A 16,146-nucleotide genomic window follows, 5' to 3' on the forward strand; every position below is an offset into this window, starting at 1 on the left:
ATGTTAGTTGTTGCCACAGATTACACAAATTTCACAGAAAGAAAACAATATTATATAGCACTGCCAAAATCGGCTTTTAAAAAATGTTCAATTTTCAACACTCAATATTCAATGTTCAATTAAAAATGCAGTCTGTATAAATTACAGGCTCTTGTATTTTATTGAACGTTGAATATTGAACATTGATTATTGAACATTTCCTTCTTTATAATCAATTCAATTATATCATTTCACTCTGCAATAAAGGATTCTTCACCGCATCTCTTTTTTCTGCAAATGCTTTTGCCGCTTTTACAAAATGAACAAATATCGGTTGTGGGTTTTCTACCGTACTTTTTAATTCAGGGTGATATTGCACGCCAATGAAAAACGGATGCTTAGGCAATTCCACAATTTCAACCAAGCCACTTGCGGGGTTTTTACCACTGGGTACCATGCCGGCTTTTTCAAAATCGGTGATGTATTTGTTATTAAACTCCCAGCGGTGCCTGTGGCGTTCGCTGATTTCGGTAGTGCCATAAATGGTATGTGCCAGCGTACCTTCTTTAATAGTACAAGGATAAGCACCCAAACGCATGGTGCCGCCTTTTGCAGTAATATCTTTTTGTTCATCCATCAGGTCAATAACAGGATGAGCAGTATCTTTTACCATTTCTGTAGAGTTGGCATCGGCCCAGCCCAATACATTTCTTCCGTATTCAATTACGGCCATTTGCATACCCAAACAAATACCAAAGAAGGGTAGATTATTTTCTCTTGCATATTTTACTGCAGTGATCTTTCCTTCCACACCACGGTTGCCAAAACCAGGTGCTACCAGTAAACCATCCAGCTTGCTTAATTTTTCTGCTACATTATCTTCAGTAATGGTTTCGCTATGTACATCTATCACTTTTACTTTACACTCGTTCATAGCACCTGCATGTACAAAACTTTCTAAAATAGATTTGTAGGCATCCTGCAATTCGATATATTTTCCAATTAAACCAATAGTAACTTTTGTTTTTGGGTATTTTAATTTGTCTAAGAAAGCTTTCCACTTGGTTAATTCAGGAGCGGCATAACCATTGATCTGTAATTTTTTCAACACAATAATATCCAGGCCTTCCTGCAACATCAGCAAAGGCACTTCGTAAATGCTTGATGCATCCATGGCCTCAATAACAGCATCAGGTTTTACATTACAGAATAAAGCAATTTTCTTTTTCAGGTCGCTGTTTAATGGTTGTTCTGTACGGCATACGATAACATCAGGATGTACACCTTCCTGGCTTAACAAACGAACGCTATGTTGTGTAGGTTTGGTCTTTAATTCCTTGGCTGCACTTAAATAAGGTATTAAAGTAAGATGCACCACCATGCAATCTTCTTCAGGCATTTCCCATTGCAGCTGGCGTACCGCTTCTACAAAAGGCAAACTTTCAATATCACCCACGGTACCACCTAATTCAGTAATAATAATGTCGAATTTGCCGCTTTTGCCCAATAAAAGCATACGGCGTTTAATTTCGTCGGTAATATGAGGAATAACCTGTACAGTTTTACCCAGGTAAGCGCCTTCACGTTCTTTATTAATTACGGTCTGGTAAATACGGCCTGTGGTAACATTACTGGCTTGTGAAGTAGGGGTATTTAAAAAACGTTCGTAGTGGCCAAGATCAAGATCAGTTTCTGCGCCGTCGTCGGTTACAAAACATTCGCCATGCTCGTACGGGTTAAGCGTTCCCGGATCCACGTTGATATAGGGATCAAATTTTTGAATGGTTACTTTTAAACCCCTTGCCTGTAGCAGTTTTGCTAACGAGGCAGCAATAATTCCTTTTCCTAATGATGATGTAACACCGCCGGTTACAAAAATATATTTTGCCATAATGATGATTTTCTGCTGTCAATAAAAAACTCCGGGAAAAACAAAAAAATAGAATCAACATCGTTGTGAGGTTCACTTCAACGTTCAATTCTTTTTATCCGTGAAAAACTTCGAATTTGTTAACCCAATCTACATTTGACCAATTGGGATTCATAAAGAAAAATCCTAGAGGTCATGCAAAGATAGGACGATTATTCGGGAGGAGGAAATTTGAGGGAAAATTTGTGGAAAAATGGTATAATTGCCTATAATTCAAATGATGAAAACTTTTGTTTTAATATTGATTTTATTGCCTTTTGTTGCCTTTGGCCAAAAAGTAAAACCTGAGATAACCAATCCGGATATACTTCCTGAAAAGGAATTTAAATTAACTGTAAAAAAAATAGCCCCTGGAGAAATAAAATTCCCTTTTTCTTCCATCAAAATTATTGATAACAGATTTGATACTTCAAAAATTGGCTTTGTTCCTGTATTTCAAATTATTGGCAACAAAAAAAGGGTTGGCAGAAAAGTTGTGTTTAGTGAAGGGGTTGCAAAAGCGATAGAAAATTATTATAACGAATTTTATCAAAATGCCTTTTCCAATACCGATACTAAATTATTAATTGTGATGAAGAAGTTTTGGTTTTCGGGTGTCGACGACGAGAAGAATAAAGAAATTGATATTTCAAGGAATGAAAAAACGCAAAGCTTTTTGTATTGCAAGTGGGAATACTATTTAAATAAAGGAGCAATATTTATTCCGTTGAAAAGAATAGATACGGTGGTTAACGGAGTGATGTTTGAATCTGAAATAAAAGAAGATCAAAAAAGAAATAAAGAGGTTTTGAAACTTATATTAAACGGGTTAATAGAAGTACCTGATTTTAATAAAGCAGTTGCAGGAATTGAAAAATTACCTAAAAAGACATGGGTAGAAATACAAAAATATAATGCCATCTATTACGATATCCCTGTTTTAAGAGACACATTTTTTAACAAGGGTATATATGTCAACTTTAACGAGTTTAAAAATAACAAACCTTCAATAATAAATTTTACAGAAAAAAAAATCAGGCTTGGCCTGAATGAGTTTGAAAATTACCTGGAAGATGAAAAGGGCAACAGGATCACAAAATACTGGGGCTACTTTGATGGGAATGATTTAAAAATAGGTAAGTACGGAAATGAAAAATTGTACAGAAAAAATTATGCGTTTGAATTCTTTCTTAAACATCAATATGCAACAAGTAATGAAGTGTGGATACCTTATCAAATTGATATGGAAACGGGAAATATTTACTAACCCTTCACAATTTTATTATAACTCGTAGCAATTCCTTTAATCAGCGAAGAACTAAATCCCTGGTGTTCCATTTCATTTAAGCCGGCAATGGTGCAACCTTTTGGAGTAGTTACTTTATCAATCTCCTGTTCAGGGTGTGTACCTTTTTGTAATAATAATTCTGCAGCACCTTTTACTGTTTGTGCAGCAATTAAACTGGCAGTAACAGCACTGAAACCAATTTCGATACCGCCTTGTATATTGGCACGGATATAACGCATAGCATATGCAGTACCACATGCTCCTAATACGGTTGCAGCATCCATTAATTTATCTTCAATCATGCAAACCTTGCCGAGGGTTTCAAATAGTTGTTGTACAAATTGAATTTGCGCAGGTGTTGCATTATCATGGCTGATGCAGGTCATACTTTCCTGTATAGCAATAGCAGTGTTGGGCATAGCACGGAAAACAGGGTTTTTCTTTTTTACCATTTCGGCAAGATCTGCCAATGATACACCCGTGATAACGGAAACCAATACATGTTTTGCAACCAGGTTTTTCTTTAAACCGGCAATTACTTCCGCTACCTGGAAAGGTTTAACAGCCAATAATACCAGGTCGCTTTTTTTTACCGCTTCATTATTATTGGCAGTAACAAAAACGCCTTTATCACTTAAAGCCTTAAGCGTAGTGATATTTCTTTTAGTAATGCTAATATCTGAAGCTTTACAGAACTTACTTTTTAGTAAACCTTCTGCTATAGCGGTACCTAAATTGCCACCACCTATGATTGCTATTTTCATTTTAGTAGAATAAATTTTTGTTTAAATAATTCCGCACATAATCATCCACACCTTTTTCTAAAGAATAAAATTCGTTGGGGTAACCGGCGTCTTTAAGCTTCTCCATTTTGGCTTCCGTAAAATACTGGTATTTGTCCCGGATGTCTTCGGGCATATCAATAAACTCAATAACAGGAGCTAAGTCCAGTCCGGCAAAAGTTGATTTTACAAGGTCATTAAAACTACGGGCATTGCCGGTGCCTAAGTTGTAGAGACCGTTCATGAGGCGTGAGGCCTGAGGTGTGAGTGAAGCATTCTGGCCAGAAGACTCTTTACTCACGACTGACGGCTCACGACTGACGTTCTGCATTAACCAGAAACACACTGCCACCACATCTTTTACATACACAAAGTCACGCAATTGTTCGCCATCTTCAAAACCATCCTTATGTGATTTAAATAATTTTACTTTTCCTTTTTCTTTTATCTGGTTAAAAGAATGGAAAATAACACTGGCCATTCTTGCTTTATGATATTCGTTAGGGCCATACACGTTAAAGAATTTTAAGCCTGCCCAGAACGGCGGTAATTCTTTTTGGTGCAATACCCATTTATCAAATTCATTTTTGCTGATACCGTATGGGTTTAAAGGTTGTAACTGTTCTACAATGTCGTGGTTGTCATCATAGCCATATTCCCCTTCGCCGTAGGTGGCAGCAGACGAAGCATATACCAGCGGAATTTTATTGATGGTGCAATAATGCCATATGCTCTGAGAGTATTCTACATTTAATTTTTGATGTACACTGTAATCAAATTCGGTAGTGTCGGTTCTGGCACCTAAATGAAAAACAAATTCAACAGGAGGTTTTTCTTTTAACAACCAGTCAAATAAATTTTCTCTTTCTACTCTTACTAAATATTTTTTGTGCAACAGGTTAAGTTCTTTTTCGTCATCATCAAACTCATCTACTAAAATTAAATTTTCAAACCCCTGCTGGTTTAAATAGCTTACCATGCAGCTGCCGATAAAACCGTAAGCGCCTGTAACAATTATGGTGGAATTGGTAGTCAAGATTATTATAGTTTATAAAGTAATTTTAAGTTTATTGTACGGGTAAGTAATTTACGGGTATTATCAGCATCAATTAAACTATTTAATCCATGTACATACTCCAGGCCTATACCCAGTTCTTTTGTAATTTCATAATCAGAACCGATACTCAATCCCACTTCGGTATTCTGATTATTTGTAAAAGGAGTTTCATTTATAGTGATCTCGCCACCGTAATTGTCTTTTAATTTCTTTTTAGAGGAATTGATTATAAAAGAAGGCGTAATACCTGTTTCAAACCGCCATTTTTCTTTTTTGTAAATGATGCTTATCGGCGTATTCAGGTTAGTGAATGAAAATTTTTCAGGTTGATTAGTAAAAGAAGAAAAATAATTAGCTGCAGTACCAATAAAAATTACAGATCCTGATCCGGTAGTGCCGTAGATTGAATCCCCGGGATTCAATCCGGTTCCTGCTAAAAAAGGATTGGATGAGTTGTTTTCTGTTATCCTGGATACTGTAAATATGGATAAAGTAGCACCGACAGAAATATCAAAATGTGTATTTAACGGATAGCTCAACCTTCCCCCAAATGTAATACCCGCTGTTAATTTCGATTTATATTTTATTGAATTAGCCGTTTGCCGGTAAGCAGTATACACACCCGTAGATAAAAAGACAGGGTTACCTGCAGAATCAAGCATTGGCCTGCTGCTGCCTGTTACAATATTGTTGTTTTGCGGACTGGAATTACTTAGACCAGATACAGCAACAATTAATTCCCAGGCAGGCTTGCTTTGTGCCGATCCTTTAAGAGAAAAAGCAAGTAAAATAATAAGGGTGACCTTTTTCATAATAAGGTTGCATTTGGTCTTATAAAGAAGATAAAGCCGCTTCGCTTTCGTGCCCTGCTAATAATTTACCAATAGCATTATCATATTTTTCTTTCCAGTCAGCTACATTGCCCCAATCTTCCCCATCAATATTTACAGCGCCACTGGTAACAGTGCCTAAATAAGTTACTGTAATTTCCATTTTCTCTAACAGCATATTAAAGTCATTCCTGTTTTCTTTAGCAACAGAAACCACCACACGGCTTTGCGCTTCACCAAACCAGTACGCATCTTTTCTTATTGTTGTATCTGTAGTAGATATTTTAAAACCTGTGTTTCTGTTAAACGCACTTTCAATTAGTGTAACAAACAAACCACCTTCACTAACATCGTGTGCAGACTTGATCATTTTTTTCTCGATCATCTTTTTTATTTCATGCTGCACTGCAAACTCTTCATCAATATCAAAGTAAGGAGCGGGGGAAAATTCCACACCATGCAGTTTATGCAGGTACTCAGATGAATTGATATCATTGCGTTGTACGCCCACTAAATAAATTTCATCATCTTCGTTTTTAAAATCCATGGTCATTTTATCATCGGGAGAATCCAGTAAGCCCACCATGCCGATTGTTGGAGTAGGGTATACGGCACCGTCAGGCCCCTGGTTGTAAAAGCTAACATTACCTCCGGTAACGGGCGTATCAAATTTTCTGCAGGCTTCACCCATGCCTTTAATAGCATGTACAAATTGATAGTATACTTCTGGATCGTAGGGATTGCCAAAGTTTAAACAGTTGGTAACACCCAATGGTTGCCCGCCACTGCACACAATATTTCTTGCAGCTTCTGCAACAGCAATCATAGCACCTTTATAAGGATCGGCAAAAACATAGCGGCTGTTACAATCTGTTGTAAGTGCCAATGCTTTGTTGGTTGGTTTTGCAATTACAATAGCAGCATCGCTTGGTGCGTTGGTGCTTGCATTGCCGGCACCTACCATGCTATCGTATTGCACATAGATCCATTTTTTGCTGGCAATATTCGGTATCTGTATAATTTGTTCGGCTGTAGCTTTTAAATCTGCAGGCACAGCAATTGTATCAGCGCTGAATGCTTTTATTTTTTCAAAATATTTTGGTTCTGTATAAGGCCTGTCGTTTTGCGGAGCACCGCCACCTAAAACTAATTCGTATGCAGGCAATGTGGCTTCTAAATTTCCATTCATATAAAAATTCAGCATACCATCGTCAGTTACTTCACCAATTTCACTGCAGGGCAGATCCCATTTTTCAAATACATCAATTACCAGTTGTTCTTTTCCTCTTTCAGCAACCAGCAACATTCTTTCCTGGCTTTCACTCAATAATAATTCCCAGGCTTTCATATCTTTCTGACGGGTAGGCACTTTTTCTAAATCAATTCTCATTCCGGCTTCGCCTTTCGCACTCATTTCGCTGGTGCTGCAAATAATTCCTGCTGCACCCATATCCTGCATACCAACTACAGCACCGGTATTCATTACTTCCAGGCAAGCTTCCAGTAATTTTTTTTCCTGGAAAGGATCACCCACTTGCACTGCAGGCAGATCTTCCGCACTGTCTGCTGTAATATCCGCACTGGCAAAACTTGCCCCGCCAATACCATCTTTACCGGTAGCACTACCCACAAAAAAAACAGGATTGCCTTTTACTTTGCCCGATGTTGCAGAAATGGTTTCGCCATTTTTTAAAATACCCACGCTCATAGCGTTTACTAACGGATTCGTATGGTAGCAGTCTTCAAAATATACTTCACCACCAACAGTTGGTACACCAAAGCAATTACCATAATGACCGATACCATGTACAACACCTGCTAATAAATGTTGTGTTTTTGCTTCTTTTAAATTACCAAAGCGTAAACTGTTTAAGGAGGCGATGGGCCTTGCACCCATGGTAAAAATATCCCTGTTAATACCACCCACACCTGTTGCTGCACCCTGAAAAGGTTCAATAGCAGAAGGGTGGTTATGACTTTCAATTTTAAAAACCACGCCATAACCATCACCAATGTCCATTAAGCCGGCGTTTTCTTCTCCTGCTTTAACCAACATTTTTTTTCCTTCACGTGGCAATGTTTTTAACCATTTAATAGAATTTTTATAACTGCAATGCTCACTCCACATGGCACTAAAAGAACAGAGCTCATTAAAGTTAGGGGTGCGCCCCAGCTTTTGTTTTATCAATTCAAATTCGTCGGCGGTAATTCTTAATTGTTCTGCGGTTTTTACTGTTATTTCCATAAATGTTGTAGAAGAAGATGGTTAGAAAGCGCAAAGGTAACGCCCTAAAAGTTTATTCGGGTACAAGGATGGCAAATATTTTAACTATCTTCCCACATTGAAAATTAATTGCATTGGAATACATTCTTTTTATTGTTTACCTGTTGATATTTTGCTGGCTGCTTACCAAGGTGAGGTTTGTGAAAAATTCTGGTCTTAGCAATAAATATATACTCTTGCTTTTTGGGGCAAAAATTTTTGCAGGGTTGGCTATAGGCTGGATATCGATTCATATCTACAGCACCGGAAATGATTATTGGGATGTAAACCGGGAAGGGTGGAGTGAATACCAGTTGTTATGGTCGGACCCCAAGGAATATTTCAGCAATTTATTTACCTCCAATTACCAACAGGGTTATGGCGGTTTGTTCGATTCCTTTCAATCGTTCTGGAATGACCTGAGGAATAATATTATTATCAAAATGCTTTCTGTTTGTGATATTTTCAGCCGGGGTAATTATTATATCAACAGTTTGTTTTTCAATTTTGTGGGCTTTTTAGGGCATGTAGCATTTTACAAAATATTTATTCAGATTTACCGGAAGCAACAGCTGGCAGTTATTGTTTGCTGTTTCCTACTGCCTTCAATGCTATATTTTACTTCAGGGGTACAAAAAGATAACATCGTTTTTACCACACTGGGATTTTTATTATATGCGGTGTATCAATCACTCAATAAAAATCGATGGACTGCAAAACGCCTGGCCATTATTTTCATTGCTTTTATTATGTTGTTTTTAATAAGAAGTTATGTGCTTATTAATTTACTGCCTGCACTTACTATTTGGATATTAGTATCAAAATATAAATGGCCCCCCTTAAAAAGTTTTATAATTGGTTATATCATTACTGGGGTTCTTTTCTTTAATGTGAATGCTATAGTAAATAGTATTGATCCGCTTAAAACAGTAACTAATAAACAAGCCGCTTTTTTTACACTTCCCATTGCTGCAACACAAATAAAACTGGATACGCTGTATCCCAATTTTAAAAGTTTTGCTTTTAATGCACCACAGGCATTCAACCATCTTTTATTGCGGCCTTATCCCACAGAACTTCCTGCCAAAAGCCTTTTGCCAATAAATATCGAGTTGATCATTTTTCAGTTATGCTTTATTCTTTTTCTTTTATTTAAACGGAAAGCAATTCCGGAAGAAAAAGATGCTTTTATAATTTTCGGAATCTTTTTTTCCATGACCATGTTTCTTTTTATTGGATATATAATGCCTAATTTAGGCTCTATTGTACGATACAGAAGCGTATACCTTCCCTTTTTAATGGCCCCGGTTATTTGCAGGATAAACTGGGAAAAAATAGCTCGCCTTATAAAAATTAAAAAATAATTGCATATTTGTGTTTTTTCCACAAAACGATAATTTTTATCACATTTCTGATAAAAAAATTGTTTTATAACGATTTTTGACGTTTTTTTGTTGCTCAAAACATATAAATATGCAATCTTTACGCTCCCATGCGCTGGAAAACCTAACCAGCAATCCAGTAGAAGTTAAGGTATCAGGTTCATCAAAAATTACTGCAATTTTTAATGAAAATGTGTTTACTCTTAAAGTAGCCCGTCAGTTTTTAAGTGACGACGCTTATAAAAGCTTAACAGCTTCGGTAAAAAGTGGTAAAAAAATTGAACGCTCTATGGGCGGGCAGGTAGCCAACGGATTAAAAGCCTGGGCCGAAAGTAAAGGTGTAACACACTATACACACTGGTTTCAACCTTTAACTGGTTTATCAGCAGAAAAACATGATTCATTTTTTACTTTAAAAGGTGATGGCACTCCAATTGAAGAATTTGATGGTGGTGCTTTAATTCAACAAGAGCCAGATGCATCTTCTTTTCCAAGTGGTGGTTTAAGAGCAACTTTTGAAGCTCGTGGATACACTGCATGGGATCCCTCTTCTCCTGCATTTATTATGGAGATCGGCCAGGGTAAAACTTTATGTATCCCTACCATTTTTGTTAGCTACACCGGCGAATCTTTAGATGCTAAAACTCCTTTGTTAAAAGCATTAGTGGCTTTGGATAAAGCTGCAGTTGATGTTTGCCAGTATTTTGATAAAAACGTAACTAAAGTAACACCAACCTTAGGTTGGGAACAGGAATATTTTATGATAGATGCTGGTCTTGCAAATGCTCGTCCGGATCTGTTATTAACCGGCCGTACTGTATTTGGCCATGCACCTGCAAAAGGGCAACAGCTGGAAGATCACTATTTCGGAACTATTCCTGAAAGAGTGTATGCCTTTATGAGAGACTTTGAAGAAGAAAGTTACAAATTAGGTATTCCTTTACGCACACGTCATAATGAGGTGGCACCTGCACAGTTTGAGTGTGCACCAATTTATGAAGAAGTAAATATTGCGGTTGATCACAACTTGTTGTTGATGGACATTATGACAAGGGTTGCAAAACGTCACAACTTAAAAGTATTGTTGCACGAAAAACCATTTGCTGGTATTAACGGTAGTGGTAAGCACAACAACTGGAGTTTGGCTACTGATACCGGTGTTAACTTATTAGCACCAGGTAAAACACCAAAAACTAATTTAATGTTCTTAACATTCTTTGTTAACACCATTAAAGCAGTACACGATTATTCTGAATTATTAAGAGCATCAATTGCCAGTGCAGGTAACGATCACCGCCTGGGCGCTAACGAAGCACCACCGGCAATCATCTCTGCATTTATCGGTAAATACTTAACTACAGTTTTAGAACAAGTAGAAACAAGGGTAGGTGGTAAATTTGACGAGCAGGATGAAGCTATGTTGAAACTGGATATTCATAAAAGCATTCCTGAACTGATGTTGGATAATACCGACAGAAACAGAACTTCTCCATTTGCATTTACAGGAAATAAATTTGAATTCCGTGCGGTGGGATCTGCAGCTAACTGTGCTACTAACATGACCGTGTTAAACACTATTGTTGCAGAAACCTTAAAGAATTTTAAAATTGAAGTAGATGCTTTAATTGAGAAAGGCGATAAGAAAGAAGTAGCGATCATGCACATTTTGCAGAAATATGTTGTGGATAGCAAGAAAGTATTGTTTGAAGGTGATGGCTATAGCGAAGCATGGGCAAACGAAGCTGAAAAGCGTGGTTTACCAAATGTAAAAACTACTCCATTAGCATTGGATGCTTATTTGTCTGAAAAATCTAAGAAATTATTTGAAAGCAACGATATCTACAATCATGCTGAGTTGGAAGCAAGACATGAGATCATGCTGGAAGATTATATCAAGAAAGTACAGATCGAAGCAAGGATCATGGGTGAATTAGCTACCACTTACGTATTGCCTTCTGCGGTTAAATACCAGAATATTCTGATTGAAAATATCAAAGGTTTAAAAGAAGCAGGTTTAAAAGAAGCAGCTTACTCCAACCAATTGCAGGTATTGGAAGCCATCAGCAATCACATTGCTGTAATCAGCGATAACGTTAAAAAAATGATCGAAGAAAGAAAATTAGCTAACGAATTGACCAGCTCAAGGGATAAAGCTATTGCTTACTGCGATAAAATTAAAGGTGAGTATTTTGACCTGATCCGTTATCATGTTGATAAACTGGAATTAATGGTAGATGATGCACACTGGGTGTTGCCAAAATACAGAGAAATTCTTTTCTTAAGATAAAAAATGCTGGCAAGCAAATCTGTCATGCCAAAAGCATGACGCAATCGTTGTTAACCCCGTCTTTTGGACGGGGTTTTCATTTATTTTTTATGCCGTTAAACTTTCAGGAACTTTTGGTATCTATAAAAAAATAAAAGAGAGCTTATGAAAAAAATTATAGGAGTATTGGTATGTAGTTTGATTTTTTCTATATCATTTGCGCAGGTGCAGCGGCAGAAAAAAACAGTGGATAAATCCGATTCTTCTCTTAATACCACAGCACAAAAACAGGATGCTGGTATGAACAAACGGGAAATGATGAAGGACCTGGACCTTACAAAAGAACAAAAAGGAAAATTGAAGGAAATACGCCAGGCCGGAAAAGCGCAAAAGGAAGCGATTGAAAATGACGAAAAATTAAGTGCTGATGAAAAACAGGCCAAACTAAAAGGTCTGAAAAAAGAACAGGCAAAAAGTACCATGAGTATTTTATCAAGAGAGCAGAAATTAAAATTGTTGAAAATGAGGCAGGAAAAGAAAGGCGGTATGATGGATGAAATGGATAATGAATAACAAAAGAGTTTTTACATATAAGGTAGGTTGAGCACAAAGAAGGCCGCTTCATTTTTATGGAGCGGCTTTTATTTTAAAGGTTGGCAACCCTTTTTCGCAAACTGAGATACTATTCGGCTTTACCTGGTTTCTACCGCAATAATATTTAAGCTATTTTTGTTTGATGGAAGAAATATACAATTACCAGCAGCTGTATAACTTTTGTACAGCTGTTTTTGTAAAGATAGGTTGTAGTAAAGCAGATGCTGATATTGCTGCAAAAGCCCTGATAGCAGCGGATCTGAGAGGTATTGACAGTCACGGTGTGGCAAGGCTTACAGGTTATGTACGCCTTTGGGAAGTAAAGCGTGTAAATGCAACACCGCAGATAAAAATTACGCATGAAACGCCTTCTACCGCCGTGGTTGATGGTGATGCAGGTTTGGGGTTAGTGGTGGCGCCTTATGCCATGCAGGTGGCTATTGATAAAGCAAAAAATGTGGGTACCGGTTGGGTTAGTGTAAAAAACAGTAATCATTTTGGTATTGCCGGCTATCATGCAATGATGGCTTTACCCAACGATATGATTGGCATTGCCATGACGAATGCCAGCGCATTGGTAGCGCCCACTTTTTCTGTAGAAAGAATGTTAGGTACCAATCCTATTGCAGTAGCGATACCAGCAGGCGTTGAACCTGCATTTGTTGCCGACTTTGCAACTACCACTGCTGCCAATGGCAAATTAGAGATCTTACAAAGAAAAAATGCGGATGCACCAACGGGTTGGATACAAACAAAAGATGGCCAGTCAAGTATCAATGCCAACGAATTAAAAAACGGCGGCTCACTATTACCGTTAGGTGGCGACAGAGAGCACAGCAGCCACAAAGGCTATGCTTTAGGCGCTATAGTAGATATCTTTTCTGCGGTGCTGAGTGGTGCTAATTACGGGCCCTGGGTGCCGCCTTTTCCTGCTTATGTACCCATGCCCGAAAATATGCCGGGCGAGGGAATCGGGCATTTTTTTGGCGCTATGCGTATTGATGCCTTTAGAACTGCGGATGAATTTAAACAGCATATGGATAACTGGATACAACGTTTCCGTACCGCAAAAACAGTGGAAGGGGAAGAAAAAGTGATCATACCCGGCGATCCGGAACGGGAAATGGAGGCCGAACGTAGTTTGTATGGTATTCCGCTGGTAAAAGCTGTGGTAGAAGACCTTAAAGGGCTTGCCGCAAAACTGGAAATTCCATTTTAATAATTGCATTTGGAATAGCCCTTTACATAAAATACTTTTGCAAAAAATTTAAAATCATTTATTAATTTAAAATCAGCCGTAATAACGGCATCGGGGGGGATTATGAAAATAATGAAATTTGGCGGCACCAGCGTTGGCAAGCCGGAAAGAATGAACCAGGTATCGCAATTGATAACTGCAGATGACGAAAGTAAGATTGTAGTACTGTCGGCTTTAAGCGGCACTACAAACAGTTTGGTAGACATCAGTAATGCTATGGCTGCCGGTAATAAATCGGATGCAAAGCAATTGATTGAAAAATTAGAAAATCACTATAAAGATTTTATTAAGCAACTTTTAAAAACAGAAACTGGTTTAGATGCTGCCGGTAAAGTATTGCAGGAACATTTTGAATTTCTGTATATCATATTAAGGATCTCCTTCAGTGAAGCATTGAATAAAGACATATTGGCACAGGGAGAATTGCTCAGTACTAAATTATTTTCTATCTATTTAACTGAAAATAATATTGACCACGCTTTATTACCTGCATTGGAGTTTATGACCATTGATGCGTATGATGAACCGCAGGTTGGCGCTATAAAAGTTAAGCTGGCACAATTACTTAAGCAAAGCGATAAAAAAATATTTATCACACAAGGATATATCTGCCGCAATGCAAAAGGAGAAGTAGATAATTTAAAACGTGGCGGTAGTGATTATAGTGCTTCTTTAATTGCAGCAGCTATCAATGCCAGTGTTTGCGAAATATGGACAGACATTGACGGTATGCACAATAATGATCCAAGAATTGTAAATAAAACTTTTGCTATAGAGCAATTGAGTTTTGAAGAAGCAGCAGAGTTGGCGTATTTCGGGGCGAAAATTTTGCATCCCGCCAGTATCTGGCCAGCACAGTATTACAATGTGCCGGTTAAATTACTGAACACAATGGAGCCTTCTGCAAAGGGAACATTGATTGCAGAAAAAGCAGGTAGTGTGGGCGTGAAAGCTGTTGCTGCAAAAGATGGTATCACCGCAATAAGGGTAAAGAGCAGCCGCATGTTGCTGGCTTATGGTTTTTTACGTAAAGTATTTGAAGTGTTTGAAAAATACCGCACCTCCATTGATATGATCACCACATCTGAGGTAGCAGTTTCTGTTACTATTGATAATGATGTTAACCTTCCGGATATTATCAAAGAACTGGAACCATTTGGTACAGTTGAAATTGATACCAATCATACTATTGTTTCAATTGTGGGTAACGAAATTGCCGAGACAAAAGATGTGATGAAAAAATTGTTTGATGCTATTGAACCTATACCGGTGCGTATGGTAAGCTATGGCGGCAGCAAGCACAATGTTTCTTTATTGATAGCCAGGAATTATAAAGAACAAACTTTGCAATTGCTGAATACCGGCTTATTTGGATTGTAAAAATTAAAAAGCAAATACATGTCTGAATTGTTTGGAAGAATTATCCTGGAAAGAAAAAGCGAATTTCTGAATCGCCTGAAAGGTTACGGCGTGGAAATTAATGGAGCAAAACAGGAGAAAAAAATCACCAACGGTTCAAGTGAGGAGTATGAAGTACCAGGCGGCGCTAATGTAATTGTTTGCAAAGTAAACTGGTGTAGTTCTACACCGTTAACTGTTGATGTAAAACCAGGTGAAACAGTGTATTTAAAAGTGACTTCCGGAATGAAATATTTTTGGGCTGTATATGGCGTTTTTCTTGTTGCCTTACTGGGTCGTTTATTCCTGAGAGAAAAAATGACACCGGAAATGAACATTGCCGCCTTATCTATATTTCTTATTGTGATTATATACTTTGGTTACTACTTAACCCTTGGCCGAAAACAATACCTTAAAGTGGAGCAGGATAATAATAATATTTTCGCAAAATAATTATAAATTAATTTCCCTAAAATGTAACTGCAGGCAGTCAACCTTTAAAAAGTTGGCTGCTTTTTATTTATAAACCTATTCCCAGTTTTTTATAAATAAAACTCATCAGCCAGGCTGGCCCTATCATTAAAAATTGCAGGTCTTTTAAAAAGGATGGTTTTTTACCTTCTACTTTGTGGCCATAAAATTGTCCTACCCAGGCCAGTACAAAAGCAATAACGCAAAAGAGCCACAGCGGCATAAAACCGGCTTTCTCAATAATATGACATAACCAGCCACATAAAATAGCAAAGCCTGCCATGCCTATCCAAAGCGTTCGGGATAAAGAAAAATAATAGGCAATAGTGAGTAGCAATACTATCATAGCAACGTTAAGTGTATGGCCTTCGATTACCCATGGCAGTTTTATGCTATACAGCAGGCCCAGAACGGAAAAGAAGATGACAGGAACGCAGATCCAATGTATAGATTTATTGGTTTCATTTTGATGACTCTCGCCATACTCAGCAAGCCATTGTTGAATAGATTTCATATCAAGCATTTTACGTTACTTAAAAATAAATAAAACTATTAACAATTCATTTACAACTTTTTGTGCACTTTGAACGTCTTATGTATGGTTTTTCATAGGATATTGGATTTAAAACGGGGCTGGATTTTTATCCTGGCCCTTTTTTATTTTTAATA

Annotated in this window: 13 protein-coding genes; 7 read left to right on the top strand and 6 right to left on the bottom strand. The window is 37.5% G+C overall.

Features of this window, described 5'->3' with window-relative positions; translation table 11 throughout:
- Positions 1 to 220: 220 nt before the first annotated feature.
- Positions 221 to 1,870 (bottom strand): CTP synthase, encoded by a 1,650-nt coding sequence (locus ACQ334_RS05845; protein WP_430987235.1) that lies wholly within the window; start codon positions 1,868 to 1,870, stop codon positions 221 to 223.
- 241 nt (positions 1,871 to 2,111) lie between these two features.
- Here ACQ334_RS05845 and ACQ334_RS05850 point away from each other — a divergent pair, with 241 nt between their 5' ends.
- Positions 2,112 to 3,155, top strand: coding sequence for a hypothetical protein (locus ACQ334_RS05850; protein WP_430987236.1), 1,044 nt, complete (start codon positions 2,112 to 2,114; stop codon positions 3,153 to 3,155).
- Here the strand turns inward: ACQ334_RS05850 and proC are convergent.
- Genes proC through purL form a run of 4 tightly spaced genes read right to left on the bottom strand, consistent with a single transcriptional unit; the run spans position 3,152 to position 8,090 of the window.
- Positions 3,152 to 3,940 carry a pyrroline-5-carboxylate reductase gene (gene proC / locus ACQ334_RS05855; protein ID WP_430987237.1) on the bottom strand — a complete coding sequence of 263 codons (789 nt, stop codon included), beginning with the start codon at positions 3,938 to 3,940 and terminating at the stop codon, positions 3,152 to 3,154. The genes ACQ334_RS05850 and proC overlap by 4 nt on opposite strands.
- A gap of 1 nt (position 3,941) precedes the next feature.
- A complete protein-coding gene (locus tag ACQ334_RS05860; RefSeq protein WP_430987238.1) occupies positions 3,942 to 4,994 on the bottom strand; it encodes an ADP-glyceromanno-heptose 6-epimerase in 1,053 nt (350 codons plus the stop codon).
- A 5-nt stretch (positions 4,995 to 4,999) separates the two neighbouring features.
- On the bottom strand, positions 5,000 to 5,827 hold the full coding sequence (locus ACQ334_RS05865; protein ID WP_430987239.1) for an outer membrane beta-barrel protein: 828 nt from the start codon (positions 5,825 to 5,827) through the stop codon (positions 5,000 to 5,002).
- A 19-nt stretch (positions 5,828 to 5,846) separates the two neighbouring features.
- The gene (purL, locus tag ACQ334_RS05870) at positions 5,847 to 8,090 is read right to left on the bottom strand and encodes a phosphoribosylformylglycinamidine synthase subunit PurL (protein WP_430987240.1); all 2,244 of its coding nucleotides are present in this window, start codon (positions 8,088 to 8,090) and stop codon (positions 5,847 to 5,849) included.
- Between the two features lie 113 nt (positions 8,091 to 8,203).
- Between purL and ACQ334_RS05875 the strand changes: the two genes are divergently transcribed.
- The 6 genes from ACQ334_RS05875 (at position 8,204) to ACQ334_RS05900 (ending at position 15,459) form a co-directional block, all read left to right on the top strand.
- A complete protein-coding gene (locus ACQ334_RS05875) occupies positions 8,204 to 9,472 on the top strand; it encodes a hypothetical protein (protein WP_430987241.1) in 1,269 nt (422 codons plus the stop codon).
- Between the two features lie 109 nt (positions 9,473 to 9,581).
- Entirely contained in the window at positions 9,582 to 11,777 is a 2,196-nt protein-coding gene (locus ACQ334_RS05880) for a glutamine synthetase III (protein WP_430987242.1), read from the top strand.
- A gap of 144 nt (positions 11,778 to 11,921) precedes the next feature.
- Positions 11,922 to 12,329, top strand: a complete 408-nt coding sequence (locus tag ACQ334_RS05885) for a hypothetical protein (protein WP_430987243.1) — start codon at positions 11,922 to 11,924, stop codon at positions 12,327 to 12,329.
- A gap of 163 nt (positions 12,330 to 12,492) precedes the next feature.
- Entirely contained in the window at positions 12,493 to 13,569 is a 1,077-nt protein-coding gene (locus ACQ334_RS05890) for an Ldh family oxidoreductase (RefSeq protein ID WP_430987244.1), read from the top strand.
- 111 nt (positions 13,570 to 13,680) lie between these two features.
- On the top strand, positions 13,681 to 14,988 hold the full coding sequence (locus ACQ334_RS05895; RefSeq protein WP_430987245.1) for an aspartate kinase: 1,308 nt from the start codon (positions 13,681 to 13,683) through the stop codon (positions 14,986 to 14,988).
- A gap of 18 nt (positions 14,989 to 15,006) precedes the next feature.
- Positions 15,007 to 15,459, top strand: coding sequence for a hypothetical protein (locus ACQ334_RS05900; RefSeq protein WP_430987246.1), 453 nt, complete (start codon positions 15,007 to 15,009; stop codon positions 15,457 to 15,459).
- A 67-nt stretch (positions 15,460 to 15,526) separates the two neighbouring features.
- Here the strand turns inward: ACQ334_RS05900 and ACQ334_RS05905 are convergent, their stop codons facing one another.
- Positions 15,527 to 15,991, bottom strand: coding sequence for a DUF962 domain-containing protein (locus ACQ334_RS05905; protein ID WP_430987247.1), 465 nt, complete (start codon positions 15,989 to 15,991; stop codon positions 15,527 to 15,529).
- Positions 15,992 to 16,146: the final 155 nt, after the last annotated feature.

The sequence above is a fragment of the Ferruginibacter sp. SUN106 genome, from assembly GCF_050611765.1.
In the GTDB taxonomy this organism is placed as follows: domain Bacteria; phylum Bacteroidota; class Bacteroidia; order Chitinophagales; family Chitinophagaceae; genus Ferruginibacter.

Bases quoted from the DNA above. Each gene is read 5' to 3' on its own strand.
- ACQ334_RS05900 (WP_430987246.1), top strand. From the start codon at position 15,007: ATGTCTGAATTGTTTGGAAGAATTATCCTGGAAAGAAAAAGCGAATTT.
- purL (WP_430987240.1), bottom strand. From the start codon at position 8,090: ATGGAAATAACAGTAAAAACCGCAGAACAATTAAGAATTACCGCCGAC.
- ACQ334_RS05890 (WP_430987244.1), top strand. From the start codon at position 12,493: ATGGAAGAAATATACAATTACCAGCAGCTGTATAACTTTTGTACAGCT.
- ACQ334_RS05880 (WP_430987242.1), top strand. From the start codon at position 9,582: ATGCAATCTTTACGCTCCCATGCGCTGGAAAACCTAACCAGCAATCCA.
- ACQ334_RS05865 (WP_430987239.1), bottom strand. From the start codon at position 5,827: ATGAAAAAGGTCACCCTTATTATTTTACTTGCTTTTTCTCTTAAAGGA.
- proC (WP_430987237.1), bottom strand. From the start codon at position 3,940: ATGAAAATAGCAATCATAGGTGGTGGCAATTTAGGTACCGCTATAGCA.
- ACQ334_RS05885 (WP_430987243.1), top strand. From the start codon at position 11,922: ATGAAAAAAATTATAGGAGTATTGGTATGTAGTTTGATTTTTTCTATA.
- ACQ334_RS05895 (WP_430987245.1), top strand. From the start codon at position 13,681: ATGAAATTTGGCGGCACCAGCGTTGGCAAGCCGGAAAGAATGAACCAG.
- ACQ334_RS05905 (WP_430987247.1), bottom strand. From the start codon at position 15,991: ATGAAATCTATTCAACAATGGCTTGCTGAGTATGGCGAGAGTCATCAA.
- ACQ334_RS05845 (WP_430987235.1), bottom strand. From the start codon at position 1,870: ATGGCAAAATATATTTTTGTAACCGGCGGTGTTACATCATCATTAGGA.